Raw genomic sequence first — 25,931 nt, forward strand, 5'->3', positions numbered from 1 at the left:
GAAGCGTGATCCTGACCCTGCTCGGGCTGCTCGTGATCACCTTCGTGATCGCGCGCGTGGTCCCGATCGACCCCGTCCTCGCGGTGGTCGGCGACCGCGCGACGCCCGAGCTCTACGAGCGCACACGGCTCGAGCTCGGCCTCGACCGGCCGCTCTACGTCCAGTTCTACCTCTACCTCCGCCAGGTCCTCTCTGGCGACCTCGGCAATTCGGTGCTGACTTCGCGCCCGGTGATCGAGGACGTCGCCCGGTTCTTCCCGGCGACGCTGGAGCTCGCGACCGCCGCGACCCTGCTGGGCGTCGTCGTCGGCGTCCCGATGGGCGTCCTGGCCGCCGTCCGCCGCGGGAGCTGGCTGGACCATCTCGTGCGCGTCGTGGGGCTTGCGGGATATTCGATCCCGGTGTTCTGGCTCGGCCTCGTCGGCCTGCTGCTCTTCTACGCCGAGCTGGGCTGGGTCGAGGGGCCGGGGCGCCTCTCCGTGGGCTACGAGGACATCGTGGACCCCGTTACGGGCGTGATCCTGCTCGATGCCGCGCTCGCCGGGGAATGGGACGTCTTCCGGGACGCCTTCGCCCACCTGATCCTGCCGGCCTCCGTGCTCGGCTACTTCTCTCTGGCCTATATCAGCCGCATGACGCGGAGCTTCATGCTCGACCAGCTCAGCCAGGAATACGTCACCACGGCCCGGGTGAAGGGCGTCAGCGAGGCCCGCATCATCTGGCGCCACGCGTTCCGCAACATCACCGTGCCGCTCGTCACCGTGATCGCGCTTTCCTACGCCCACCTGCTCGAGGGCTCGGTGCTCACCGAGACGGTCTTCGCCTGGCCGGGCCTCGGCGCCTACATCACGAGCTCGCTCCTGAACGTCGACATGAATGCCGTGCTCGGCGGGACCCTCGTCGTGGGGCTGGCCTTCGTGGGCGTGAACCTGCTGTCCGATCTGCTGTACCGGGTCCTAGACCCGCGCGCCCGATGACCGCGGCGGCGAACCGGCCTGCCGGCCTGCGGGCCTGGCTTCGCGAGGAGGCGCCCTCCTCGCGCCTGCAGGCCAACCTCGTCCAGCTCTATGCGGGCTGGCGGGCGCTGCGCCGGAACCCGCTGGCCATGATCGGGCTGGCGATCATCCTGGTGCTGCTGGCCGTCGCCGCGCTGGCGCCCTGGATCGCCCCCTTCGACCCGCTGCACCAGGATCTCGCCAACCGACTGACGCCGCCCGGCGGGGCGCATCCGCTGGGCACCGACGATCTCGGCCGCGACATCCTCTCGCGCATCCTGCATGGCGCCCGCATCACCCTGACCATCGTCGTGCTCGTGGCGGTGGCTGTTGCCCCGCTGGGCCTCGCGATCGGGTGCCTCGCGGGCTATTTCGGAGGCTGGGTGGATTCGGTCCTGATGCGGATCACCGACGTCTTCATGGCCTTCCCGCGGCTGATCCTGGCGCTGGCTTTCGTGGCCGCGCTGGGCCCGGGCATCGAGAACGCGGTGCTCGCCATCGCGATCACCAACTGGCCGCCCTACGCCCGCATCGCGCGGGCCGAGACCCTCACGATCCGCCGCAGCGACTTCATCGCCGCCGCGCGCCTGCAGGGCGCCTCCTCCCTGGGGATCATCTGGGGCCATGTGGTGCCCCTCACGATCTCCTCGGTGATCGTGCGGGTCACGCTGGACATGGCGGGGATCATCCTGATCGCGGCGGGCCTCGGATTCCTGGGCCTCGGCGCGCAGCCGCCCTCGCCGGAATGGGGCGCCATGATCGCGGGCGGGCGCAAGTACATCCTGGACCAGTGGTGGGTCGCGACCATGCCGGGCATCGCGATCTGCGTGGTCAGCCTGGGCTTCAACCTGCTGGGCGACGGCCTGCGCGACGTGCTGGATCCGAAGCAGCGATGACCGCAACACCCCTCCTGGAGGTCGAGGATCTCCGCGTTCGCTTCCACACCGACAGCCGTACGGTCGAGGCCGTGCGCGGCATCAGCTTCGCGCTCGGGCGCGAGAAGCTCGGAATCGTCGGCGAATCCGGCTCCGGCAAGTCGCAGACCGGGCGCGCGATCCTGCGGCTGACGCCGCCCTCGGCCGAGGTGACGGCGCGCCGGCTCGCCTTCGACGGCATCGACCTGCTGGCTGCGACGCCGCGCGCCATGCGCCGGATCCGCGGCGCGCGCATCTCCATGGTGATGCAGGATCCCAAGTTCTCGCTGAACCCGGTGATGACCGTGGGCGAGCAGATCGCCGAGGCGCACCGGGTGCACCGCCGCGCCGGCCGGCGCGAGGCCCGGGAGAAGGCGCTGGAGATGCTGGATGCGGTGCGCATCCGCGATCCGCGCCGCGTCTACGACCTCTACCCGCACGAGGTCTCCGGCGGCATGGGCCAGCGCGTGATGATCGCGATGATGCTGGTCCCCGACCCCGACCTGCTGATCGCCGACGAGCCCACCTCGGCGCTCGACGTCACGGTCCAGATGCAGGTGCTGGCGATCCTGGACGACCTCGTGAGCCGGCGCGGCATGGGCCTGATCTTCATCAGCCACGACCTCGACCTCGTGGCTTCCTTCTGCGACCGGGTGCTCGTGATGTATGGCGGCCAGATCGTCGAGACCTGCCGCGGCGGCGCGCTGCACGAGGCGAGCCATCCCTACACCCGCGGGCTGCTCGCGGCCCTGCCCCAGGTGGACCGGCCGCCGCGCGACCTTCCCGTCATCGCGCGCGACCCGGCATGGCTGCTGCCGCTTCCACCGGAGGGCCGGCCATGATCGAGGTCCGGGACCTGGAGGTCGGCTTCGGCACGGGGAATGACCTGATCCGGGCGGTGCGCGGCGTCTCGTTCCGGGTGGGCGAGGGCGAATCCTTCGCGCTGGTCGGCGAATCTGGCTCCGGCAAGTCGACGGTGCTGCGCGCGATCTCGGGCCTGAACCCCGACTGGTCCGGGGCGATCGCGGTGGCCGGCGAACCACAGGGCCCCCGCCGCAGCCGCGCGTTCCACAAGCACCTGCAGATGGTCTTCCAGGACCCCTACGGCTCGCTCCACCCCCGCCACACCGTCGACAGGATCCTCGCGGAGCCCGTGGCGATCCACCGGCTCGGCGAGGCCGACCGGCGCATCGAGCGCGCCTTGGCGGATGTCGGCCTCGGCCAGGGCTTCCGCTACCGCTACCCGCACCAGCTCTCGGGCGGGCAGCGCCAGCGGGTGGCGATCGCCCGCGCCCTGATCCTGGAGCCGCGCGTGCTGCTGCTGGACGAGCCCACCTCGGCGCTCGACGTGTCGGTGCAGGCCGAGATCCTGAACCTGCTGCGGCGCCTGCGGGCGGAGCGCGGCTTGACCTTCCTGCTGGTCACCCACAACCTTGCCGTGGTGAACCAGATGTGCGAGCGGCTGGCCGTGATGAAGGGGGGCGAGATCGTCGAGGAGATGACGGCCGGCGACCTGCGCGAGGGCCGGACGCGCCATCCCTATACGGCGCAGCTCCTGCGGGCGAGCCGGGGCTATTCCCGCGCCGCGGCCGCGGCGGTCCTGGATGCATGACGGACGTCGTCCAGACCTTCCTGCTGGCCTTCTCGGCGCTGTTCTCGATCGTGAACCCGATCGGCGCGGCGTTCATCTTCAGCCAGGCGACGACCGGCCGGACCCATGACGAGCGCAGCCTGCTCGCACGCAAGATCGCGATCTACTCGGCGCTGATCCTGCTGGGCGCCCTGTGGGGCGGCACCTACATCCTGGCCTTCTTCGGCATCAGCCTGCCCGCCCTGCGCATGGCGGGCGGCCTCGTGGTCGCGACCAGCGCCTGGAGCCTGCTCTACGCGCCCGAGCAGACCGAGGCGCGCAAGGAGGAGCAGGCTTCCCATGCCGAGGGCCTGAACGACGTCGCCTTCTTCCCGCTGACCATGCCCTTTACCACCGGGCCGGGCTCCATCTCGGTGGCTATCGCGCTGGGCGCCAATCGCCCGACGGGCGGCGACCTGGTGCCCTTCTTCGCCGCCACCTCGGCGGCGGCGCTGGCGGTCGCGGCGCTCGTCTGGCTCGCCTATACCTGGGCGGGCGACGCGGTCCCGTTGCTGGGGCGCGCCCGGGCGCGCGTGTTCACGCGCCTCTCCGCCTTCATCCTGCTGTGCATCGGCTTCCAGATCGGGCTCAGCGGGCTAACGGACTACGTGCAGAGCCTGCGCTGAGGCCCGCCGGCGCCGGTCGCCCGCGTTGCTGTTGCAACACATATTCGTCAGCCTGAAAAGCTGATGTAACCGCGACGCCCTATGATCGCGCCCGGAACCATCAAGGGGCGCGCCATGCAGCCCATGGCCTGTCGGATCAGACCTGCGAAGCGGTACGAGATCCCCGAGATCGAGCAGTGTTGCGTCGAGGCCAATCTCCAGTATGGACGCGATGTCTCGCCAGATCTGTTCGACCCCTTCATCAAGGGGATGGAGAACCTCAACCACTACTGGAACGATACGCAGGTCCTCGTCGCCGAGACGTCGGGCCGGATCGTCGGCAGCATCCAGTATTGCCGCGACGCGAGCACCGAGGGACTTGGCTGGCCGCCGCACTGGGCGGGGTTCCGCAAGCTCGCGGTGCGTCCTTCGGCCCGCGGCCACGCGATCGGCCGCATGCTGATCGAGGGATGCCTGGCCCTGGCGGCCGAGGACGGGGCTTCGGCGATCGGGGTCCATGCCTCGTTCTTCATGGCGGCCGCCCGCCACACCTACGAGAAGATGGGGTTCCAGCGCTGCCCCGAATACGACGTCCGGGCCTCCGTCATGAGCGGGAGGAATGCCAACTCCGCGGACTTCATCATCTTCGCATACGGCAAGGAGATCCGGGCCCGGCTCTGAAGGCCGCGCCGGGGCCCGCGGCGCGGGGGCGGGGTGCTTCTAAAACGCGTAGCGGATGCGGCAGTACGGCAGGTCCCGGGCCAGCAGGTCGCGGAAGACCGCGATCATGCGGGCCTTGGCGGCGGCGCGATAGCGCAGGTTCACGGCGCCGTTCCCAGAGACCTTCGCCTCCTGCCACCGGGGCGTCCACAGCACGTCCTCTGCCCGGGGGTGCCAGCGCAGGTTCACTTCGTGCAGGGCCTCGTTGTGGGTCAGGAAGATCACCTCGGCGGCCAGCTGGGCACGCGCGGGCCCGTCCAGCGCCGCATCGACCTGCCGGAAAAGCTCCGCATAGTCCGCGGTCCAGCCCTCGTAGACCACCACCGGGCTGAAATTCAGGTGGACCTCCCAGCCCGCGCGTACGAAATCGGCCACGGCGGCGATCCGGTCGGACACCGGGCTCGCGCGGACGTCGAGCAGGCGCGCGAGCCGCGCCGGCATCAGGCTGAACCGGATGCGCATGCGGCCCGCGGGGTCGTAGGACAGCAGGTCGCGGTTCACGTATTTGGTCGCGAAGCTGCCCTTGGCGCCCGGCAGGCGACGGAACAGCGCCGTCAGGTCGCGCAGGTTCTCGGAGATCAGGGCGTCGACCGAGCAGTCGCCGTTCTCGCCGATGTCGTAGACCCAGCACGAGGGATCGACCTGGTTGGCCTCCGCCTTGGGGCCGAGCCGACGGGCGTGGCGGTCGATGGAGGCGGCGATGGCCTCGATGTTCACGAAAGTCGTGATCGGGTTGGCGTAGCCCTTGCGCCGCGATACGTAGCAGTAGGCGCAGGCCATGGCACAGCCGTTGGAATGCGAGGGCGCGATGAAGTCGGCGCTGCGCCCGTTCGGCCGGCAAGCCAGCCCCTTCTTGATCCCGAGCACGAGGACCGTGCGCTTGTTGCGCACCCAGGCGTCAACGGCATCCGTGTCGCCGTGCAGCGCCGGGATGTTCCAGTGCGAGGCCACGGGAACGCGCTCGGCCTCCGGGAAGCGCTCCAGGATGGCACGGCCGCGCGGATGGGCCGCGGCCGCCTCCTCGACGAAGATGCGCGCGACCTCCAGTGGCGGGGGCGCCGGACCGGCGCCTTCATTGGACAGGGGCAGTAGCATCGGGAATGGGTTGCGATCGTCCTAACGCTGTCGCGCGGCATGCAAGGAAGTGGAGGCTACGGCCCGGATGTCCAGGCCGGACCGCCTGTAGGTGACATTCCGAACAATCATCGGTTTGCTCATTCTTTCGTCTGTATGCGATATTCGCCGTTCGGGACCGACACCGCACAAACTCTGCAAAGGGCGTTCATGCCAAACCTCATCGTCCCGTCACGGCCGGACCGCCGCCCGTCGCATGGCTGAGCGGCACGGCCGGAGGATCGCGGCAGCATGACCGTGACGCCCGCGGGCGTGGACGAGACCAGCGCGGCCTGGATGCGCCACGAGCGGATTGCCGCCATCGCGCGCTTCACGCCTGCGCTGGCGCTGGCCCATGTCGTCAACAGCGGGCTCGTGGTCGCGGCGCTTTGGGGCCATGTTCCCGCCGCCGCCGCCCTGGCATGGCTGCTCGGGCTATGGGCGCTGGTCGCGCAGCAGGTGCGGCGCTGGTTGCGCCGGCGGGGCGGCAATGCGCCACCGCCGGCCGGGCCGGGCTCGCTCGGAAAGGCGCGTCGCTATGCCGGCCTGTACGGCGCCTGGTGGGGCGGGGGATCGATCCTGTTCCTGGGCGACGCGACGGATTCCGCGACCTTCTTCATGCTGACGGTGCTGGCCGGGATCGGCGCCGGCGCGGCCGCGGCGCTGGCGCCGGTGCCGAGCGCCGCGGTCGTCTTCATCATGGTCAGCGGCCTGCCCACGGTGGCGCGGCTCGCCTTTACGGGCGAGATCACCCAGCTCGCCTTGGCCGGCATGGTCCTGACATACATAATCGTCCTGCTGCTGGTCGTCCGAACCCTGCACGAAGGCTTTCGCGAGGATGCCCGGCTGAAGGTCGAGAACCGCCGGCTGGTCGCCGAGCTGCGCATCGCCCAGTCCGAGGCGGAGCGGGCCGCCGCCGCGAAGGACCGGTTCATCGCCATGGCCAGCCACGACCTGCGCCAGCCATTGCAGGCCATGGCCCTGATACTGCCGCTGCTGCGCGGGCGCCTGGACGATCCAACCGCCAGCGGCCTGCTCGACAGCGCCGAGACGTCGCTTGGCAACGCCATCGGGCTTTTCGACGCGCTGCTCGACACGGCTACGCTGAAGCAGGGCGAGATCCGGCCCGACCTCCAGCGCATCTCGGTCGAGGAGCTGTTCGAGCGGCTGCGGGCCGACCTGGAGCCGATCGCGCGCGAGCGGCGGCTGGAGCTGCGCTTCGTGCGCTGCCGGCGCGTCGTCTTCACCGATCCGAAGCTGCTGGAGCGCATGCTCCGCAACGTCGTGCTGAATGCCCTGCGCTATACCGAGGCCGGCCGGGTGGTCGTCGGCTGCCGCGGCGCCGGCGCGGCGCTGCGGATCGATGTCTGCGATACCGGCCCGGGCATCGTGGAAACTGACCGGGACAGGGCCTTCGAGCCCTTCGAGCGGCTGGGACGCTCGGACCGGACGGACGAGGTCGGGCACGGCCTTGGCCTCGCGGTCGTCAAGGCGACGGCCGAGCTGCTGAGCTATCCGATCGCGCTGCGCTCGCGGCCGGGACACGGCACCTGCTTCTCGGTCCAGGTGCCACTTGCCGCGGGTGCGGAGCGCGCTTAGCCGGCGCGGCCGTCCGCGTGAGGCCGCGGCCTCGGCCCGGGGAAATGCGCACAGGAAAATGGGGAAGAATGCTGCCGGGACATGGGGCCCGGCGCGGCCGCCTCAGGCGACAGCCTCTTCGACCCGGCGATCGGCCAGGCACTGGGCCGTCGCCAGCAGGACGCGGGAGAGGCGCTCGTGGGAAACGGGCTTCACAAGGACGGCTGCCGCGATGGATTTCGCGGCATCACTCAGCAGGTCGGGCGTCCCGGTGACGAACAGCGGCACGACGCCGAGCTCGGCGTGAAGGGTCAGGGCGAGCCGGTCGCCCGTAGGCCCGTCGGCGAGCCGCAGGTCGATGATCGCGATGGCCGGTGGGTTCGCCCGCGCAAGGCGCAGCGCGGTGACCGAGTCCTCCGCGCTTTGGGACACCTGCAGACCGCACTCCATGGCAACCAGACGGTAGGCCATGGCGATCAGGGGCTCGTCTTCCACGATCAGTATCATGATCCGGCTCCAAGTCAGCGGCGACCGTTCGCAAGATCGCGCCGAACCATCACCCGCATTGATGTATACATTGGACAGCTGTCCCGTACACCGGGCTATGCGCGGTGGGCCCGAGTTGTCACAACCGTGTCCGGATCCTGGCGGGCGCGCCCGATTCCCGGCGGGAAGACGGCAGGAGCACCGGGCGGGGCCGGCCGTGCGGCGACGGCCGGCCCCGCTTTGGTCAGAAACCGTACCGGACGGTAAGGACGACCTCGTGGACGTTCAGCTTGCTGTCGATGTCGCCCAGGGGCGAGGTCGCCTGCACGTCGCCCAGCCGCGCATAGCGGTAGCCGACATCCGCGGAAAGGTTCGGGGTCACCTGATATCCGACACCGAACATCGCCTGCCAGGCGAAATTGTACTCGTCGTCGCCGAAGACGCCGTCTTCCGGCGTGATGAGCTGGTCGTTGACCTCGACCCGGCTGAGGCCGACGCCCGCGCCCACATACGGCTTGAAGCCCGCCGGAAGAGAAACGACCGGGAGCTGCTCCAGGTCGTAGTAGACGTTCAGCATGAACGCCTTGTTGTCGATCTTGGAATCGAAAGTGTCGCCTTCGACGATGTAGCGGTCACGCCAGTCGATGGTGACGTCGGCGCGCAGGTTCCGGTTGAGCCGATATCCCACGCCCAAGCCCCAGAGCGGCGAATAGTCGATCTCGTCCTGGGCGGACCAGGAATAGCCAAGGCTGCCGCGGACGTAGATGCCCGCGCTGGCGTCGGGGCTGGTCAACGTGGTCATGGTTGACTGGGCCTGGGCCGCGCCAGCGGCACCGAGCGCGATGGCACCGGCGGCGAGGGCGAGTGAGATACGGTTCATCGGTTCCATCCTCTTCTAAACTCTGCGCGCCGCGGAGCGACGACATGCGGAGGATGAAACCCGCGCCGGCCCGGCGCGAGCCCTTCCATGATCCCCATGGTTAAGGAATAATTAACTGTTGCGGATCTGCAACGATCCTGGACTGCCGCGCCACATCCCGGCCAGCCCCGCCAGAAGCCCCGGGCCCCTGCCCCACCGTCCCGCCCCCGGCCCTCACCCCAGGACGAAGGGCTCCAGCCGAATCGAGCCTTCAATCCGGCCGCCGGCAGGGAGCACCGTGCCGCCGACGCTACCGGGGCCAAGCTGGCGCAGGTTCAGCCAGTCCGTGCAGTTGCTGACGGGCTCCACCACGAAGAGATCCTCGTCCGCGGGGGTATAGGCGACGAGGAACCGGAACGGTTCGCCCGCGCTCAGGCGCAGCCCGGCGCGGCGCTCGGGCCACCGGATCTCCGCCCGTCCGTCCCATCCCGTGAAGTTGTTGTCGAGGACCCAGGCCGCGACCGGCAGCCCGTGGCCCAGCCGCTCCACCACCTCGTTGCGTTCGAGCAGCGTCGGCATCACCTCGGCATCGGTCGACCAGATGGCGTCCACCGACGCTGTCACGCTCGCCTGCGGCGTACGCGGGAAATAGGGATGATGTCCGAAGCCCAGGGGCATGGGCCGGTCTCCCCTGTTCTCGACGGCGAGGCCGATGTTGAGCCCGTCAGGATCCAGGGCGAATGTCTGGCGCGCGCGAAAGCGCCAGGGCCAGGCGCCGGGCGGGTGGTCCAGGACGAGTGCAAGCCGGCCCGCCGCCGCATCCTCGACCGTCCATGGCATCTGCCAGGCCTGCCCGTGGATGGCATGGGGCGAGCGCGCGAAGTTGCGCGGCAGGTGGACGCCCAGCCCGTCGAAGTCGAAGCGGCCGTCGCGGATGCGGTTGCAGAATGGCACCAGGGGAAAGCTCGCCATGCTCAGCGGGTCGCCCCGGGCGAGGCCTGTGGCCGTCACGGGGCGCAGCCAGTCCATGCGCCGCCCCGCGACCGATCCGTGAAAGGCGGCGATCGAGCCGCCGATCGCCGGCGCCACCTCGACGGTCAGGGGACCGGCCGCGATCGTGACGATCGCGGCCCCCTGCCCCGTCCCCGGCCCGGCCCCCTCGGGAGCGCCGGTCAAAAGGCGAAGGCCTGGTAGCTTTCGTCCTTGCCGACCTCGTCGAGGGTTTCGACGACACGGTTGTAGCGCAGCAGGTGCCTGGCCCGCGGGGACAGGCGCTCGTGCACCTCGCGCGGGATCGTGATCGACACCTCGGGCCGGAACAGCCAGCGCCGGCTGTAGCCGATCACCACCATGGGACGGGGATTGTCCGTCACGTTCGGCGTGCCGCGATGCAGGTGCCGCACGTCGCGGATCATTACGTCGCCCAGACGCATGGTGTAGGGCTCCAGCGCGATCTCGCCGGACTGGATCCGGCGCAGGCCCTCGTCACGGGTCATCATGTGGGTACCGCGGGCGATCTCGATGGGCCCCATCTCGGGCGGCACGTCGCAGAGCGGGAAGTTCACGGCGAGCTGGTAGGATGGCGTCTCCGCCTCGATCTCGGGGAAGAGCGGCGGCGTGTCGCGGTGGACCTCCTGGTAGTCCGAGCCCTTGAGCGGCGTGTCGGTGGCGAGCTGGCACATCACGGGGTCCTTGCCCACGATGCGCTCGACGAGCCCCAGGACGTCCTCGTCCTCGAAGATCGCGGGATCGGCGAAGATGCCCTGGAAGGGCAGCGTCACGTAATAGCGCGCGCTGCCGCGGTTCTGCAGATGCCCCTCGCGGGCGATGTGCTCGTCCAGCAGCGGTCGGAAGGCCTCGGCCCAGGCCTTCAGCTTGTCCACAGGGAAATGCTCCCTGAGGATCACGAAGCTGTCGCGCCTGAAGTCCTCGGCCAGGCGGTCCAGGGCAGCGGCGTCGTAGCGTCCGGGCATGGTGCGCACTCCATTGGTATCGGGCATGGGTTCAGCTCGCCCGCCGTCCCGTCAGCCTGCTCTGGAGCACGACGACGACCAGCAGGACGAGGCCGCGTACCACCGACTGCCAGTAGGCGCTCAGGCTGATGGAGCCGCGGCCGTTCTCGAAGTTCAGGATGTTGAAGATCAGGCCGAGCAGCAGGACGCCCGAGAGCGTCGCGCCGACCGAGCCGACGCCGCCCGTCAGCAGCGTCCCGCCCACCACCACCGCGGCGATGGCGAAAAGCTCCCAGCCGATGCCCTCGGTAGGTTGGCCCGCGCCGAACTGGGAGGCCAGCACGACGCCGGCAAGCCCGGCCAGCGCCCCCGACAGGGCGTAGACGCCGAGCTTCACGCGGTCGACCGGCAGGCCCATCAGCCGCGCGGCCTCCTCGTTGTCGCCGATGGCGAGGACGGTGCGCCCGAAGCCCGTGTAGTTCAGCATGACGGAGCCCAGAGCGAAGGCTGCGGCTGCGAGCAGCGCCGGAATCGGCAGGCCCAGCAGGTCGCCCTGCCCGAGCTCGACGAACAGCCCGTCCCAGGAGACGGAGACCGACTGGTTGTCGGCCAGCAGCAGGGCCGTGCCCTGGGCCGCCAGCATGGTGGCCAGCGTCGCGATGAATGGCAGGATGCCGAGCCGGACGATCACCAGGCCGTTCAGGAGGCCGGCCAGAAGCCCCGCCCCGACCCCGCCCAGCAGCGCGGGCGTCAGGCCCAAGGGGCTCAGCAGCGCCGAGACGACGCTGGCCATGGCGGCCACCGCCCCGACCGAGAGGTCGATGCCCCCGGTCATGATCACGAAGCACATGCCGAGCGCCACCAGGGCGAACATCGAATTGTAGCGCAGCACGCTCAGCACGTTGTAGGCGCCGAGGAAGTTCTCGTAGCGCAGCGCCCCGAACAGGATCAGCAGCAGCAGCGCGGCCAGCACGCCCTGCCGTGCGAGCCCGCTCCAGACGCGCGCGCGCCGGTCGGCGCCGGGCCGGCGCTCCATCGCATCGGCGGTCATCGTCCCTCCCCCTGGCGCTGAATCCATACGGCCAGCAGGATCGCCGCCGCCTTCACCACCAGGGCCGCCGCGTCCGGCACGCCGTTGGCGAGCAGCGTGTAGCGCAGGAGCTGGATGATCAGCGCGCCCAGCAGGGTGCCGACGACGCTGGCCCGGCCGCCGGTCAGCAGCGTGCCGCCCACCGCGACCGCGGCGATGGCGTCCAGCTCCATGCCGAGTCCGATCAGGTTGGCGTCGGACGAGGAATTGATGGCGATCACCACCAGCCCCGCGAGGCCCGAGAGCAGGCCACTGATGGCATAGACCGCAAGCTTGACGCCCGTCACCGGCACGCCGGCCAGGCGCGCGGCCGGCTCGTTCCCGCCGGTCGCCAGCACGTGGCGCCCGAACACGGTCCGGCGCAGGATCCAGGCCGCCAGGGCCACGATCGCCACCATCAGCACGGCCTGGACCGGCAGGCCGAGGATCCGCCCGAGGCCGATCCACTGGAAGGACGGGTTCGAGAAGGTCTGCAGGTTGCCGTTGGTCATCACCTGGGCGATGCCGCGCCCGGCGATGAACAGCACCAGCGTCGCGACGATGGGCTGGATCGCGAAACGCGTGACCAGCACCCCGTTGAAGAGGCCGAAGAGCCCCGCCGCCAGCACCGGCAGCACGAAGGCCAGCGCCACCGCGAGGCCCGGGTCCAGAGGCCCGGTCAGCGCCCCGCTCAGGATCAGCGGGGCGAGCGCCCCCGCGATCGCCATCAGCGAGCCGACGGACAGGTCGATGCCGCCCGTCGCGATCACCAGGGTCATGCCGGTCGCGACGATCACGATGGTCGCGACCTGGGTCAGGTTCACGAAGAAGGTCTGCCAGGTCAGGAAGTTGGGCGTGAAGAGCACGTTGAAGGCCAGCAGCAGGACCAGCGCCAGCGGCGCCCCCCAGCCGCGGGCAAGCGCCTTGATGCGCCGCCGCGTGCGCACCGCCGCCGCCTCGCCGGGCCGTTTCTGCAGCGTGATCTCAGCCACCGCGGGCCTCCGCGCCGCCCCCGGATACGCCCCCGGATCCGGTCCCCGATCCGGCCGCGGCTGCCGGGGCGCGCCCCGGCGCCGGCTCGCCCCCATCGGCCATGGCGTGCATCACGGCATCCTCGGTCAGCGCGTCGCCCTCCAGCTCGGCAACGCTGCGGCCATCGCGGAGCACCACGACGCGGTCGGCCCCCTGGACGAGTTCCTCGAGCTCCGAGGAGATCATCAGCACTCCCAGCCCGCCATCCGCGAGTTCCTCGACCAGGGACAGAATCTCGGCCTTGGCGCCGACATCGATGCCGCGGGTCGGCTCGTCCAGGATCAGCAGCTCGGGATCCGTGCACAGCCAGCGCGCCAGCAGCACCTTCTGCTGGTTCCCGCCCGAGAGCTCGCGGATGCGCTGCTCGGGCGAGGCGCATTTGATGCCGAGGCGTCGCACGAACTCGTCCGCGATGCGCTGCTGGCGCGCGGTGTCGACGACCCCGGCCCGCGCCAGGTGCGGCAGCAGGGCGAGCGTCATGTTCTCGCGCACGGACATGTCGGGGATGATCCCTTCGGCCTTGCGGTCCTCGGAGCTGAAGCCGATGCGCGCCCGGATGGCCTCGCCGGGTGCGCGAAAGCGGGCGGGCGCGCCCTTGTGGCGGATCAGGCCGCCCTCGGGCGCATCGGCGCCGAAGAGCATGCGCGCGACCTCGGTCCGTCCGGAGCCCAGCAGCCCGGCAAGACCGACGACCTCGCCCCGCCGCACGGAGAGCCCCGCGTCGCGCACGCGGTGGCCGCGGCGCAGCCCCTCGACCTCCAGCAGCGGCGCGCCGCCCGCGCGCTCGGTTCCGTGGATGCCGCGTGCCTCGCTCTCGGTGAGGCGGCGGCCGAGCATGGCCATCACCAGGTCGAGCTTGCCGAGCTCTCCCATGCGGCTCTGCGCGACCGTGCGACCGTCGCGCATCACCGTGACCCGGTCGCAGACGGCATAGAGCTCGTCCAGCCGGTGGCTCACGAAGATGACGGAGACGCCGCGCGCCTTCAGGCGCCGGATCACGCCGAACAGCACCTCGACCTCGCGGTCGTCCAGGGACGAGGTCGGCTCGTCCATCACGACCAGCTTCGCATCGGTCGAGACCGCCCGGGCGATGGCCACCATCTGCTGGACCGCGATGCTGCAGCGCCCGAGCGGGAGCGTCACGTCCACGTCGATGTCGAACTGACGGAGCAGGGCCGCGGCATCCGCGTTCATGCGCGACCAGTGGATCAGGCCCAGGCGGCGCGGCTCACGCCCGAGGAAGACGTTCTCGGCCACCGAGCGGTACCGCACCAGGTTGATCTCCTGGTAGATCGTGCTGATGCCCAGGCGCTGGGCCTCGGCCGGGCTCGCCGGGGCGATCGCCGAGCCGTCGAACTGGATGGACCCGGCGTCGGGCCGGTGGGCGCCGGTCAGGATCTTGATGATGGTGGACTTGCCGGCGCCGTTCTGGCCGATCAGGGCGTGGACCTCGGCCCGGCCGACCGTCAGCTCGGCGGCGGTGAGCGCGGGAACCCCGGAGAAGCTCTTGTCGATACCCCGCATGGCCAGCAGGGGCGCGGCGTCCACCACGGCGGACCTCGAATTTCCGGAAAGGGGCGGGCGGGCACCTGGACGCCCACCCGCAGTTTCACCAGAGAAGCTCAGTAGGCGCTCGCCACCGACTCCGCGGCGTTCGAGGCCTCGTAGAAGTTGTCGGGAACCTTGATCCAGGGATCGATCTTCTCCCCCGCGGCATAGCGCCTGGCGGTCTCGAAGGCCTTGGGCCCGAAGCGCGGGTTGCTCTCGACCACCGCCCCGATCTTGCCGTCGACGATCCCCTGCAGGGCATCCCGGGTGCCGTCTATCGAGACGACGGTGATGTCCTTTCCGGGCTTGCGGCCGGCGGCCTCGAGGGCGGCCAGGGCGCCGATCGCCATCTCGTCGTTGTGGGCGTAGACGGCCGTCGCCTGCGGGTTCGCCTGCAGCAGCGTCTCCATCACCTGCCGGCCCTTGTCGCGCACGAAGTCGCCGCTCTGCGAGGCGACGATCTGCATGCCGGGATTCTTGGCGATCACCTCGGCGAAGCCCTTGCGCCGGTCGTTCGCCGGCGAGGAGCCCACGGTGCCCTGCAGCTCGATGATCTTGGCATTGCCGCCCGTGGACTTGACCAGCCACTCGGCCGCACGGCGCCCCTGGTCGATGAAGTCGGAGCCGATGAAGGTGACGTAGTCGCGGCCGGGCTTGGCCTGGGTCTCGTCGACGCGGCGGTCCAGCAGGATCACCGGGATTCCGGCCCGCTTGGCCTTCATCACCGCGGCCACCAGGGGCTTCTCCTCGCGCGGGGCGAGAAAGATCAGGTCGACGCCCTGGGCGATCATGCTGTCGACGTCGGCGACCTGCTTGGCGGCCGAGCCGGCGGCGTCGGTGTAGACGAGCTGCCAGCCCTGCTTCTGCGCCTCGGCCTTCATGCTCTCGGTCTGGGCGATGCGCCAGGGATTGTTGCTCTCGGTCTGCGCGAAGCCGACCTTGTAGGCCTGCTTCTGCTTCATCTTCGGCAGGTCCTGGGCGGCGGCGGCGGCGAGCGTCGCCGCCGTGAGCGCCAGCCCCATGGTCAGGATGCGCAGCGGATGCTTGATCATCGGGTGGATCCTCCTGTGCGAGACCGCGTCTCCGCCGGCTTTTGCCGGTCTGCTTGCGCGACTGACTGTCGCTGCAGCGAACGCTTGCACAGCTAATTTGAGCAGTCAATAGTTGCTAAAGTGATTTGCAGGCCCAGCCACAGGGCCACGCAAACTCTTGTCCGGCGGCTCATCCGAACGTGGAGGGGCAGGTGCTAATTATTAGCAGGGAAGCCGGGATGACGGGATCCGCCGCCTCCCCTAGAATCGCGGCCGTGAACGTCGAGGGAGGACACGGGAGTTGAACGATGATCGCCGCCGCCGGCGGCCGACCATGATCGACGTCGCGAAGCTGGCCGGCGTGTCCCAGTCCAGCGTCTCCCTCGTGCTGAACAACATGACCGGCGCGCGCATCTCGGAAGCGACACGCCGGCGAGTCCGGGCCGCAGCCCAGGAGATCGGCTACCAGCTCGGCCCGCGCGGGCGCGAGCCGCTCCCCCCGTCGGGACCGGTCGCGAGGACGCTGATCGGCTATCTCGTCGACGAGATCTCCACCAGCCCCCATCCGGTCCAGTCGGTGGACGGCGCGCGCGACGCGGCCTGGGAGCACGACTGCGTGCTCGCGGTCTTCGCGACGCGGGGCGATTCCGAGCTGGAGGAGCAGGTGCTGCGCGCCCTGGTCGCCAACCCGGCTCTGGTCGGCGTCGTCTACTCGACGATCTTCACGCGCAAGGTGGAGGTGCCGGCGCTCCTGGGCGCTGTGCCGACCGTGCTGCTGAACTGCTACGACGGCGCGCGCGCCCTTCCCTCCGTCGTCCCGGGCGAGGTCGCGGGCGGCCATACCGCGACCGAGCACCTGATCCAGGCCGGCCACCGGCGCATCGGCTTCATCAACGGCGAGCCCTGGATGGACGCGGCGCGGGACCGCTTCAAGGGCTACCGCCAGGCGCTGGCGACGGCCGACCTGCCCTTCGATCCCGCGCTGGTGCGCGACGGCGACTGGTCGCCCAGCACCGGCTACGCGCACACCCTGTCCCTGATGCGCGAGAAGCGGCCGCCGACGGCGATCTTCTGCGCCAACGACCTGATGGCCGTGGGCTGCTACGAGGCGCTGAAGGAGCTGGGCCTGCGCATCCCGACCGACGTCGCCGTGATGGGCTACGATGACCAGGAGATCGCCCAGCACGTGCGTCCGGCCCTGACCACCGTGCTGCTGCCGAACTACGAGATGGGCCGCTGGGCGGTGGAGCATCTGGTCGCCGATGCGATCCACGGCCGCGCGCCGCGCCTGCTGCAGGTGAAGATGGACAGTCCGCTGGTCGCACGGGACTCGGTCCGCCCGGTGGCCCAGCGCCCCGCGGAGGACGCGCCGCCGGCGGAGGCGGCGCGTCCGGACCGCTCTCTGCCGGACCGCCCGCTCGAGGCCGGGCGGGCCTGAGGTACGGCCCCGCCACCCGGGGACGAGAGGCCGAGCGCGAGGACGCCGGAGCGGCAGGAGTGCCACCCGCATGGCCGGCATGGACTTCCGAAGGCATGCCCCGGCCGAGCGCCCCGCGGATCCGGCCCTTACAGAAGACCATCAGCGACCAGATCGGGCCGGCCCGGCGCAGCAGGGCGGGGGCCGCAGCCGTCGCGCGGCCCTGAGCGCAGGGCGCCCTGGCCCGCCCCCTCGGCCCCTCCTTGAGCGCCCCCCTCAGCGGCCCGCTCAGCCGCCCCAGGTCCGCTCCAGCACGGAGACCCAGTTCTCCCAGCAGAGCTTGCGCAGGCTCGGCTCGTCCCAGCCGTGGCGGCGCAGCGCCTCGACCACGGCCGGAAGGCCTGTCACGTCCTGGATCTCGTCGGGGACCGTGGCGCCGTCGAAGTCGGACCCGAAGCCGACGCCATCGATTCCGACCTTCTCGACCAGATGGTCGAAATGGCGCAGGAGCTGATCGAGCGGCGTCGCGGCATCCATGCGTCCGTCGGGGCGGATGAAGGAGGTCGCGAAGTTGACGCCCACCATGCCCCGGCTCTCGCGGATCGCGGCGAGCTGGTCGTCCGTCAGGTTGCGGGCGTGCGGGGACAGCGCATGGGCGTTGGAATGGGTCGCCACCAGCGGCGCGTCGCTGATGCGCGCCACGTCCCAGAACCCCTTCTCGTTGAGGTGCGAGAGGTCGACCAGGATCCGCTTCTCGTTGCAGGCCCGGACCAGCCGCACGCCCGCCTCTGTTAGGCCGTCGCCGGTATCGGGCGATGAGGGATAGCGGAAGGGAACGCCGTGGCCGAAGGCCGTGGGCCGGCTCCAGACCAGCCCCAGGGAGCGCAGCCCGGCCGCATGCCAGACCTCCAGCGCGTCCAGGGAGGTGTCGATCGCCTCGGCGCCCTCGAAATGCAGAACGGTGGCGAGCACGCCGTCCCGGATGCTCTGCCGGATCTCGGCCGCCGTGCGGCAGATCCGGACGGCGCCGGCCGCCTCGCGCTCGATCCGGAACAGGATCGCCGCCATGGCTTCCGCCACCGGCCGCGCGGCGGCGGGGTCGAGCGGCAGCGGCAGCGGCACGTCGTAGGTCGCCTGCCGCATCAGGTGATCGACGTGGCCGAAGTCCGGGGAAGGCAGGAACACGGCGAAGAGGCCGCCGGCGAAGCCGCCCTTGCGCATGCGCGGCAGGTCCAGATGCCCTTCGCCGTCGCCCGCGACGAAGGCCCGGGCCGCCCCGCCTCCCTTGGGCAGCAGGCGCAGGAGCACGTCGTTATGGCCGTCGAAGATCGGGAATGCGGTCATGATGGCTTCCGGGCGGGGTTCCGGTCGGGGTTCCGGTCGGGGATCCTGGCTGGCGGGCCGGCACGTGACCGACCCGGCGGGCAGACGCCAGCGTTATCCCATCGCAGAGCCGCCGTCATCCCTCCTCCTGCGCCGCTCCTGCCATGCCGGCCTATGCCGGACGGGCCGGCGCAGCACCCCGGTCCGGCCCCTGTTGTCCGGAGGCACGAGGAATGCCGGGGAGCAAAGGACTGCGCATGCGGACGGAGCGGGTGGAGAACCTCGTCGACTATGTGGAGCTGATCGCCGGGCTCGCCGAGTACACCGTGAACTTCCGCGGCGCCAAGGATCCCGTTGAGGACATGAAGCCCAGCATCGTGCGGTCCTGGGAACGGAACCGGCGGATCCGCGCCGACCAGGGCCTGGAGCAGCGCCTGTCGCTCTGGGACTACGAGGAACGGCTGGTCGAGGCCTTCAAGCGCCAGGCGCTTCCCTTCCTGGAGGCCGTGCCCCAGCAGCACCTGAACTGGCTTGCGGTGGCCCAGCACCATCACCTGCCCACGCGCCTGCTGGACTGGACCCGCAACCCGCTGATCGCGCTCTATTTCGCGGTCAGCCAGCGCAGGACCTACCAGCCCGTGGCCGATTGGTGCGACGCCTACGTCTTCGCTTGGCAGGTCAGCGACAACCCGGATTCGCCGCGCCTGACCCTGCCGCTGGACGCCATCGCGGCCATGCGGCCCCAGGGAGAGGGGATGATCGGCGCCGACAGGCCATCCGAGCCCGACACGGTCATGCTGTTCAGCCCGCCCATCATCTCGTCCCGGATCTCGTCCCAGGAGGGGCTGTTCAGCTTCCAGGCCCGGCTCTCGCCGACCTCTTTCCCCGACCTCGCCGAGAAGGCCGGCCTGAACGTGATCCGCATCCAGATCCGCGGCCCCGCGCGGCTCGGCATCCTGAAGCACCTGAACCGGCTCGGCGTCGAATCGGGAAAGCTGTTCCCCGACCTGCCCGGCCTCAGCGCCCATCAGCGATGGGTCGCCGAATGGCTGTGGTAGCGCGCGGCTACTTCGTCCCGAACATGCGATCGCCCGCGTCGCCCAGCCCGGGGACGATGTAGGCCATCTCGTTCAGGTGGCTGTCCAGCGAGGCGCAAAAGACCTTGACCTCGGGATGCGCGGCGCTGAAGACGCGCGCGCCCTCGGGCGCGGCCACCAGCGCCATGAAGCGGATGTTCTGGTCCTCGACCCCGTGGCGGTTCAGCACGTCGCAGGCGTGAACGGCGGAATGGCCGGTCGCCAGCATCGGGTCCACCAGGATGAACAGCCGCCCCTCGGCCTCCGGCAGCTTGACGAGGTACTCGACGGGCTTCTTGGTCTCCTCGTCGCGGTAGAGGCCGATATGTCCCTCGCGGGCCGAAGGCATCAGCTCGTGCAGGCCCTGGGCCATGCCCAGCCCCGCCCGCAGCACAGGCACCACGGCCACCTTCTTGCCGGCGATCACGGGCGCGTCCAGGGGCGCCAGCGGGGTCTCGATCCGCTCCGTCGTCAACGGGAGGTCCCGGGTGATCTCGTAGCCCATCAGCAGAGAGATCTCCTTCAGCAGCGTGCGGAACCCGTTGGTCGAACGCTGCCGGTCCCGCATATGCGTCAGCTTGTGCTGAATCAGCGGGTGGTCGATCACGTACAGGTTGGGATAGTCGGGATGCTTCTTCATGGCCGGCCGCATGGTGCAAGGGAACGCGGCGCGAGCATACCGGCGCCCGCCGGCCGAACCAAGGGCCGAGGGTGGGGTGGGGCGTGGCGGAGGCACAGGTTCACGGCCTGACCGCGCAGGCGTCCGGATATGCGAAAGCGCCCAGCCGGAGGCCGGGCGCTTCGCTGAAAACCGGAAGCGATCCCAGGACGGCCCGAGGGCCGTGCGGGGTCAGGCCGTGGCGCGGGCCGCCAGGCGCTTCTCGATCGCGCGCTTCACCTTGCGGGCGTCGGCCGAGAGCTCGACCGCCTTGGCATCCGCCATGAAGGCGTCGAGGCCACCCTTGTGCTCGATGGTGCGGATCGCGTTGGTCGACACGCGCAGCCGAACCGAACGGCCCAGGACCTCGCTCAGGAACGAGGTTTCCTGAAGGTTGGGTTCGAAGCGGCGGCGGGTCTTGTTGTTGGCGTGGCTGACGTTGTTGCCATACATCACGCCCTTGCCGGTCACGGCGCAACGTCGTGCCATGGGAAAGGTCCTTGTCACAATGAACCGGTTGCCGGACGGGGGCCCGGCCGGCGGAGCCGCGTTTATAGGGAAGGCCGGGCACGCCGTCAAGGCGCCCGCGACAGGGAATGCGCACCTGTCGCGGTTCCGTCCTCTCCCGGTCACGCGCGGCCGGTCGCTCCCTGCCGTCCCTATCTGAAGGCTTCGGTCACGAGACGCAGGCCGAGCAGCCCCAGCACCGCCGCGGCCGCGCGGTCGAGCCAGGTCTTGGCGCGGAGATAGACCGCCTGGGGCCCCGCCGCCGAGAAGGCGACGGCCACAAGCGTGTACCAGCCGGCCTCGATGGCGAAGACCATCGGCAGAAGGACCGCCCAGGCCCAGGGGGGCGCGCCGACGGGCAGCAGGGCCGCGAAGATGCTGGCATAGAAGATCGCGGTCTTGGGGTTGCTGAGCTGGGTTCCCAGCGACAGCCAGAAGGATTGCAGGACCGGAACCGGAGGGCCGTCACCGCCGCCCGCCATGCGCAGCGGCTCGCCCGCGCCCTGCCAGATCCGCCAGCCGAGATACAGCAGATAGGCGCCGCCGAGCAGCCGAACCCCGAGATAGAGCCATTCGACCCGCGCCAGCAGGGCCGTCAGGCCGAGCACCGCCAGCGTCGCGAAGACGACCCCGCCGGTTCCCATGCCGAGCGCGGCGGCGATCCCGTGGCGCCGGGAATGGGCGACCGACGTGCGCGCGACCATCACGAAGCTGGGCCCCGGGCTCGCGGCGCCGATCGCGAGCGTCGCCAGAACGCCCGCCAGCGAGAGCCAGACCTCCATGCCACCCTCCCCTGATGCGGTCAGGGATCCACGCTAACACGGCCGGGCGGCCCCGCCCTACGCCCTGCGCGACCTATCTCACATCCGGACAACTGGCATAGGATCTCCAGGCAAGCGGCGAGGGGCGGCTGGGTTCGGGCAAGGGATTCCGGGCCCGAACCCTGCACCCCCGGACAGCCGCCCGAAGAGAAACGACCTCGACATTCAGGGAGCCACGTCATGAGAACCCTTGCAGCGGCCGCACTCGGTCTGGCCTGTCTTCTTGCCGCGCCCGCGGCCGGATCCCAGGACCTCGTGAGGCGCGGCGAATACCTCGCCCAGATCATGGATTGCCAGGGCTGCCACACCAGCGGCGCCATGGCCGGCATGCCGGACCCGAAGCTGCACCTGGCGGGATCGCCGCTGGGGTTCGGCATCCCGGATCTCGGGATCTTCTACCCGCCCAACCTGACGCCCGACGCCGAGACCGGGCTCGGCTCCTGGACCGAAGCCGACATCGTGCGGGCCGTGCGCACCGGCATCCGCCCGGACGGGCGGCAGCTCGCGCCGGCGATGCCCTGGCGCTCCTACGCCGCGCTGACCGACGGCGACGCAGAGGCGCTGGCGGCCTATCTGAAGAGCCTGGCGCCCGTCAGCCACAAGGTCCCGCCGCCGACCGGGACCAAGGACAAGCCCCCTGCCCCCTTCCTGGGTCTCGTCGTCCCGCAGTAGATCCCGCGGAACCGCCTTCCCCGGGCGACAAGCCCGGGGAAGGCTTGCGCGGGGCCGGGAGCCGGCAGTTCGGCGACCTGCATTCAGCCCCGATGCGCCGGGGACAGAATGGTCTCGGGGGACGTATGATGTTCGCCCGAAATCTGGCAGGCATCGATGGCCTGGGGGTGCTCGATGGCCCCATCCGAGACCGCGATCCAGCAGGCTGCGCGTCACGTCGCGGAGGGCGAGGCCCGGGTCGCCCGCCAGCGCGAGATCATCGCGGAACTTGTCCGCGACGGCCATGACGAGGCGGCCGCACGTGCCGAGAGGGTCCTGACCAACCTGCTCGAGACCCTGCGTCTGGCGCACGAGCATCTGGACAGGGAGCGTGGACAGGCGCGCGAGGCTCCCTGATCTGGCTGGCGTGAGCCATGGATGCCTTCGTGCCGATCGATCGCGATGCGCGTGCCGAAAGACTGAATGGCACAGCGCCCGGATCCGACCTGAAGACCCTCCTGGGGCAATCCAGGAGACTCATCCTTCCGCGCTGGGACGATCGGCCGGGGCCGCTGTTGGCGGACGAGGTATCAACCAGGCAAAGGACCCGGCGCGAAGGCCCCGGGCTAGCTCGTCCAGGGCGTTCGGACGGCCCCGACAGGGCCGGTGCGCCGATTTCCGGGCCATGACAGAATCGCTCCCTGACGAGGCGTCCGGGTCCAGGACACAGACGGCCCGCCTGCGGACCCTGGTGGCCCAGCGGAACCGGACCATCCTGAAGCTGACGGCGCGCCTGCGGCCCCTGCAGGACCGCGTCCGGGAGCTGGAAGCCGAGGCTGCCGGCCTGCGCCGCCAGCTCGCCGAGGCGGCACGGCGCGAGAACGAGCTTCGACGGACCATGGGCCGCGCGGACAGCGAACGCGGGGAGGCGGAGCAGGCCCTGCACCTGTCCTACGAGGAGCTGGAGGGACTCGCGGTGCAGGTCGAGGAGCAGAACTCGCAGCTTCTCGCGGCGAACGCCCGGATTGCCCAGATCCTTCGCGACAACCAGGCCCTTCTGGCCGAGGTCCACCATCGCGTCAGGAACAACTTCCAGGCCATCGTCAGCTCGATCCGCCTCAAGCTGCGCCGGGCGGATCCGGCGGCCCGGGCGCCGCTGATCGATGTCCTCGGACGGATCCACGCCATGGCCCTGGTCCACGAACTGCTGTTCGGCGAGGGAGCTCCCTCCACGGTCCAGCCGGGGCGATATCTTTCCTCGCTCTGCCGGCGCCTGGCTGATCTCGCGCGGGCCGATCTCCTCGTTTCGGTGGAGGCTGACGACATCGAGCCCGTCGACCCCGAGACGGCGCTGTCCATGGGCACCATCGTCACCGAACTGGTCGTCAATGCCTTGAAGCACGCGTTTCCGGAGGATCGGCCCGGAACCGTTTCCGTCGCCCTCAGGGGGCGGGGGATCTGGGATGAGATAATCGTGCACGACGACGGCATCGGCCTGAGCGCCGGAAGATGCGACTCCAGGGCCGGCGTCGGACTGGTGCTGGTCCGCAAGATGGCGTGGCAGATCGGAGCCGATGTCACGATCGAGGAAGGCAATGGGACGACCGTCTCCATTTGCCGACAGGGCGGGCGAAACCATGGACTAGCCAGCCCGGCCCAACACCGGCCGAACGGAGATCGCCGGCCGCCGCGACGAGAATGACCATCCTGGGACCGGGGCCGGAGAGACACTTCCGAGACGGGCCGCCCCTTCCCGCTCCCGATTCCCGGCCGCCAGGCCTCAGCCCCGTGCGGCGAGGAATTCCGCAAGCAGGCGCCGCGCGGCGGCCGCGGGCGCCAGGCGGCCGTCCCCCACCTGAACCTCGATCCCGGCGAGATCGGCCCGAACGGCGGGTTGGGCTCGGAAGGCCTCCAACAGCGTCTCCTGGATCTCGGACCACATCCAGGCCCGGGCTTGGCCGGCGCGGCGCTCGGCGATGGCGCCCGAGGCGCCGAGCTGGGCGCGGTAGCGCTCCACCGTCTCCCAGACCTCGGCGATGCCGCGCCCCTCGGTCGCCGAGCAGCTCATCACCGGCACGCGCCAGCCCGAGACCGGGGGGCGCAGCAGGGCCAGCGCGTGGCGGTACTCGGCCACCGCGTGGCGGGCCGCCGATTCCAGCGCGCCGTCGGCCTTGTTCACGACGATCAGGTCGGCCAGCTCGACGATCCCCTTCTTGATGCCCTGCAGCTCGTCCCCGCCGCCCGGCAGCAGCAGCAGCATGAAGAGGTCGACCATGTCGGCCACCGCCGTCTCGGACTGGCCGACGCCGACGGTCTCGACCAGCACCGCATCGAAGCCCGCGGCCTCGCAGACCAGCATGGCCTCCCGCGTGCGGCGCGCGACGCCGCCCAGCGTCCCGCCCGAGGGCGAGGGGCGGATGAAGGCGGCCTCGTGCCGGGACAGGTTCTCCATGCGCGTCTTGTCGCCGAGGATCGACCCGCCCGTGCGCTGGGACGAGGGATCGACCGCCAGAACGGCGACACGGTGTCCGCGGCCGATCAGGTGCAGGCCGAAGGCCTCGATGAAGGTGGACTTCCCGACCCCCGGCACGCCCGAAATGCCGAGCCGGACCGAGTTGCCGGCATGGGGCAGCAGCTCGGCCAGCAGCGCCTCGGCAGCCGGCCGATGGTCATGCCGCGCCGATTCCACCAGCGTGATGGCGCGCGCGAGCGCCCGGCGGTCGCCGGCGCGCAGGCGCGATGCGAGGGTGGAGGGATCCGGTGCCGTCATCCCCGGCACCCTACAGCCGGCGCGGGTGGCGCGGAAGGCCCGGCGCTCGCGGTTTCAGGGCGCCGCCACCCGCTCGATCTCCAGCGGCGCGCCGCTGCCGGGGCCGGCGGCACGCCGCAGGGCCTCCTCCATCGCGCGCTCGCCGGCCCGCCACCGGCGGGCGACCGAGGCCGCGACGAAATCGAAGCTGCGGGGTGCCCCCTCCTCGCCCCCGGGCGGGCAGGTCATCAGCATCACCCGGTGCCGGCCCGCGCCATGTGCGCGCGCGGCGAACAGCCGGCCGTAGAGGTCGAGCACCGTGCGCGTCTGGTTCGCGAAGAACAGCTCCTGCCTGCGGTTGGCCGCCGCCATCAGGGAATCCGGCCGCGGCGCCTCGGCCGGGAACAGGTCGAGCGCGAAGCACAGGCGCGTCTCGTCGCCGGGATCCTCGTCAAGGACGATGTCCACCGGCAGGTTCGCGCTGAAGCCGCCATCGCCGAGCAGCCGGCCCTCGACCTCCACCGGATGGAACTCCGGGATGAAGGCGGCGCTTGCCATCACGTGCTCGGGGCCGATAGGACGCCTGCGGCTGTCGAACAGGACGCGCTCGCCGGTCTCCAGGTCGGTCGCGACGATGGTCAGGCGTACGGGCCCCGCGTTCAGCAGATCGAAATCCACGAGGTCCTCGAGCGTGCGCGCCAGCGGCGCCAGATCGAAGTACCCGACCTGCCCCGCGGCCGAGGACGGGATCGCGGGCCAGGTCGCAAGGCGCGGAACGAAGGCGGCGGGCCGCCCGAGCAGCGCCGTCCGGGCAAGGCCGCCGAGCCGCGCCAGCGCGTCCGGGACGGGCCAGAGCATGGCGCCCTCGGGGCCGGGGGCCGGCTGGGCCAGCAGCTCCCACAGGCGGCGCAGGCGCGGCACCCGGTCCTCCGGCCGGTTGCCGGCGATCACGGCTCCGTGCACGGCCCCGATCGAGGTGCCGACCACCCAGTCGAGCGAAATCCCGGCCGCGTCCAGCGCCGCGTAGCCGCCGCCCTGGAAGGCGCCGAGCGCATTGCCGCCGGCCAGCACCAGGTTCACGCCCCGCTTCATCGTCCCGCCCGCCGGTCCATCCGATCCCCGCAGCGACGCCCCTTCTTCAAGGGGAGAACGGGCCGGCGGCCGGCATCAACGCTTGCCCTATGCCTTTGGGACAGA

The 25,931-nt window shown here is 70.7% G+C and carries 27 protein-coding genes; 12 read left to right on the forward strand and 15 right to left on the reverse strand.

The genetic code is table 11. The features are described from left to right. Positions 1-5 precede the first annotated feature (5 nt). The 6 genes from JUB13_RS24615 (at position 6) to JUB13_RS24640 (ending at position 4,825) form a co-directional block, all read left to right on the forward strand. A complete protein-coding gene (locus JUB13_RS24615) occupies positions 6-977 on the forward strand; it encodes an ABC transporter permease (RefSeq protein WP_328703010.1) in 972 nt (323 codons plus the stop codon). Further along, entirely contained in the window at positions 974-1,891 is a 918-nt protein-coding gene (nikC, locus tag JUB13_RS24620) for a nickel transporter permease (RefSeq protein ID WP_207483764.1), read from the forward strand. The genes JUB13_RS24615 and nikC overlap by 4 nt, the downstream gene beginning before the upstream one ends. Beyond that, positions 1,888-2,751 (forward strand): ABC transporter ATP-binding protein, encoded by an 864-nt coding sequence (locus tag JUB13_RS24625; protein WP_207483767.1) that lies wholly within the window; start codon positions 1,888-1,890, stop codon positions 2,749-2,751. Before nikC ends, JUB13_RS24625 begins: the two co-directional genes overlap by 4 nt. Then, positions 2,748-3,521, forward strand: a complete 774-nt coding sequence (locus JUB13_RS24630; protein WP_207483770.1) for an ABC transporter ATP-binding protein — start codon at positions 2,748-2,750, stop codon at positions 3,519-3,521. The genes JUB13_RS24625 and JUB13_RS24630 overlap by 4 nt, the downstream gene beginning before the upstream one ends. Beyond that, entirely contained in the window at positions 3,518-4,165 is a 648-nt protein-coding gene (locus JUB13_RS24635; protein WP_207483772.1) for a MarC family protein, read from the forward strand. Before JUB13_RS24630 ends, JUB13_RS24635 begins: the two co-directional genes overlap by 4 nt. Before the next feature lie 81 nt (positions 4,166-4,246). Then, the gene (locus JUB13_RS24640) at positions 4,247-4,825 is read left to right on the forward strand and encodes a GNAT family N-acetyltransferase (protein WP_207483775.1); all 579 of its coding nucleotides are present in this window, start codon (positions 4,247-4,249) and stop codon (positions 4,823-4,825) included. 39 nt (positions 4,826-4,864) lie between these two features. On the opposite strand, the gene JUB13_RS24645 is transcribed toward JUB13_RS24640, so the two are convergent. Then, positions 4,865-5,959 carry a spore photoproduct lyase family protein gene (locus JUB13_RS24645; RefSeq protein ID WP_207483778.1) on the reverse strand — a complete coding sequence of 365 codons (1,095 nt, stop codon included), beginning with the start codon at positions 5,957-5,959 and terminating at the stop codon, positions 4,865-4,867. A 270-nt stretch (positions 5,960-6,229) separates the two neighbouring features. Here JUB13_RS24645 and JUB13_RS24650 point away from each other — a divergent pair, with 270 nt between their 5' ends. Then, positions 6,230-7,576, forward strand: a complete 1,347-nt coding sequence (locus tag JUB13_RS24650) for a sensor histidine kinase (RefSeq protein ID WP_207483781.1) — start codon at positions 6,230-6,232, stop codon at positions 7,574-7,576. A gap of 102 nt (positions 7,577-7,678) precedes the next feature. Here JUB13_RS24650 and JUB13_RS24655 read toward each other — a convergent pair whose 3' ends face one another. The 8 genes from JUB13_RS24655 to JUB13_RS24690 form a co-directional block, all read right to left on the reverse strand. Continuing rightward, positions 7,679-8,062, reverse strand: coding sequence for a response regulator (locus JUB13_RS24655; RefSeq protein WP_207483783.1), 384 nt, complete (start codon positions 8,060-8,062; stop codon positions 7,679-7,681). Positions 8,063-8,285: 223 nt separating this feature from the next. Further along, complete coding sequence (locus JUB13_RS24660) at positions 8,286-8,921, reverse strand: outer membrane protein (protein WP_207483786.1); 636 nt, start codon at positions 8,919-8,921, stop codon at positions 8,286-8,288. Positions 8,922-9,134: 213 nt separating this feature from the next. Beyond that, a complete protein-coding gene (locus JUB13_RS24665; protein ID WP_207483789.1) occupies positions 9,135-10,076 on the reverse strand; it encodes an aldose 1-epimerase in 942 nt (313 codons plus the stop codon). Beyond that, positions 10,073-10,900 carry a phytanoyl-CoA dioxygenase family protein gene (locus JUB13_RS24670; RefSeq protein ID WP_207483790.1) on the reverse strand — a complete coding sequence of 276 codons (828 nt, stop codon included), beginning with the start codon at positions 10,898-10,900 and terminating at the stop codon, positions 10,073-10,075. The genes JUB13_RS24665 and JUB13_RS24670 overlap by 4 nt, the downstream gene beginning before the upstream one ends. A 4-nt stretch (positions 10,901-10,904) precedes the next feature. Next, positions 10,905-11,903: an ABC transporter permease gene (locus tag JUB13_RS24675; RefSeq protein WP_207483793.1), complete on the reverse strand. Its 999-nt coding sequence runs from the start codon at positions 11,901-11,903 to the stop codon at positions 10,905-10,907. Further along, positions 11,900-12,913, reverse strand: coding sequence for an ABC transporter permease (locus tag JUB13_RS24680; protein ID WP_207483795.1), 1,014 nt, complete (start codon positions 12,911-12,913; stop codon positions 11,900-11,902). Before JUB13_RS24680 ends, JUB13_RS24675 begins: the two co-directional genes overlap by 4 nt. Beyond that, positions 12,906-14,501, reverse strand: a complete 1,596-nt coding sequence (locus JUB13_RS24685; protein WP_328703006.1) for a sugar ABC transporter ATP-binding protein — start codon at positions 14,499-14,501, stop codon at positions 12,906-12,908. The genes JUB13_RS24680 and JUB13_RS24685 overlap by 8 nt, the downstream gene beginning before the upstream one ends. A gap of 74 nt (positions 14,502-14,575) precedes the next feature. Next, complete coding sequence (locus tag JUB13_RS24690; RefSeq protein WP_207483798.1) at positions 14,576-15,553, reverse strand: ABC transporter substrate-binding protein; 978 nt, start codon at positions 15,551-15,553, stop codon at positions 14,576-14,578. 280 nt (positions 15,554-15,833) lie between these two features. Between JUB13_RS24690 and JUB13_RS24695 the strand changes: the two genes are divergently transcribed. Next, a complete protein-coding gene (locus tag JUB13_RS24695; RefSeq protein ID WP_207483801.1) occupies positions 15,834-16,970 on the forward strand; it encodes a LacI family DNA-binding transcriptional regulator in 1,137 nt (378 codons plus the stop codon). A 267-nt stretch (positions 16,971-17,237) separates the two neighbouring features. On the opposite strand, the gene JUB13_RS24700 is transcribed toward JUB13_RS24695, so the two are convergent. Then, a complete protein-coding gene (locus JUB13_RS24700; RefSeq protein WP_207483804.1) occupies positions 17,238-18,293 on the reverse strand; it encodes a dipeptidase in 1,056 nt (351 codons plus the stop codon). Positions 18,294-18,505: 212 nt separating this feature from the next. Between JUB13_RS24700 and JUB13_RS24705 the strand changes: the two genes are divergently transcribed. Further along, the gene (locus tag JUB13_RS24705; RefSeq protein WP_207483807.1) at positions 18,506-19,330 is read left to right on the forward strand and encodes an FRG domain-containing protein; all 825 of its coding nucleotides are present in this window, start codon (positions 18,506-18,508) and stop codon (positions 19,328-19,330) included. Positions 19,331-19,337: 7 nt separating this feature from the next. Here JUB13_RS24705 and upp read toward each other — a convergent pair whose 3' ends face one another. From upp to JUB13_RS24720, 3 genes are all read right to left on the reverse strand, one after another. Further along, positions 19,338-19,988: a uracil phosphoribosyltransferase gene (upp, locus tag JUB13_RS24710; protein WP_207483810.1), complete on the reverse strand. Its 651-nt coding sequence runs from the start codon at positions 19,986-19,988 to the stop codon at positions 19,338-19,340. Positions 19,989-20,198: 210 nt separating this feature from the next. After that, a complete protein-coding gene (gene rpmB, locus JUB13_RS24715; protein ID WP_207483813.1) occupies positions 20,199-20,495 on the reverse strand; it encodes a 50S ribosomal protein L28 in 297 nt (98 codons plus the stop codon). Between the two features lie 170 nt (positions 20,496-20,665). Further along, entirely contained in the window at positions 20,666-21,295 is a 630-nt protein-coding gene (locus JUB13_RS24720) for a LysE family translocator (protein ID WP_207483816.1), read from the reverse strand. 219 nt (positions 21,296-21,514) lie between these two features. On the opposite strand from JUB13_RS24720, the gene JUB13_RS24725 reads away from it, so the two are divergent. The 3 genes from JUB13_RS24725 to JUB13_RS24735 all read left to right on the forward strand — a co-directional run bounded on the left by JUB13_RS24725 (position 21,515) and on the right by JUB13_RS24735 (position 23,687). Then, complete coding sequence (locus JUB13_RS24725; RefSeq protein WP_207483819.1) at positions 21,515-22,006, forward strand: c-type cytochrome; 492 nt, start codon at positions 21,515-21,517, stop codon at positions 22,004-22,006. Positions 22,007-22,180: 174 nt separating this feature from the next. Continuing rightward, the gene (locus tag JUB13_RS24730) at positions 22,181-22,402 is read left to right on the forward strand and encodes a hypothetical protein (protein ID WP_207483822.1); all 222 of its coding nucleotides are present in this window, start codon (positions 22,181-22,183) and stop codon (positions 22,400-22,402) included. A gap of 268 nt (positions 22,403-22,670) precedes the next feature. Next, positions 22,671-23,687: a sensor histidine kinase gene (locus tag JUB13_RS24735; protein ID WP_207483824.1), complete on the forward strand. Its 1,017-nt coding sequence runs from the start codon at positions 22,671-22,673 to the stop codon at positions 23,685-23,687. Positions 23,688-23,765: 78 nt separating this feature from the next. On the opposite strand, the gene meaB is transcribed toward JUB13_RS24735, so the two are convergent. Both meaB and JUB13_RS24745 read right to left on the reverse strand, forming a co-directional pair. After that, complete coding sequence (gene meaB, locus JUB13_RS24740) at positions 23,766-24,755, reverse strand: methylmalonyl Co-A mutase-associated GTPase MeaB (RefSeq protein ID WP_207483826.1); 990 nt, start codon at positions 24,753-24,755, stop codon at positions 23,766-23,768. Between the two features lie 54 nt (positions 24,756-24,809). Beyond that, positions 24,810-25,826, reverse strand: coding sequence for a patatin-like phospholipase family protein (locus tag JUB13_RS24745; RefSeq protein ID WP_207483828.1), 1,017 nt, complete (start codon positions 25,824-25,826; stop codon positions 24,810-24,812). Between the last annotated feature and the right edge of the window lie 105 nt (positions 25,827-25,931).

Source organism: Arenibaculum pallidiluteum, assembly GCF_017355985.1.
Lineage (GTDB): Bacteria > Pseudomonadota > Alphaproteobacteria > Azospirillales > Azospirillaceae > Arenibaculum > Arenibaculum pallidiluteum.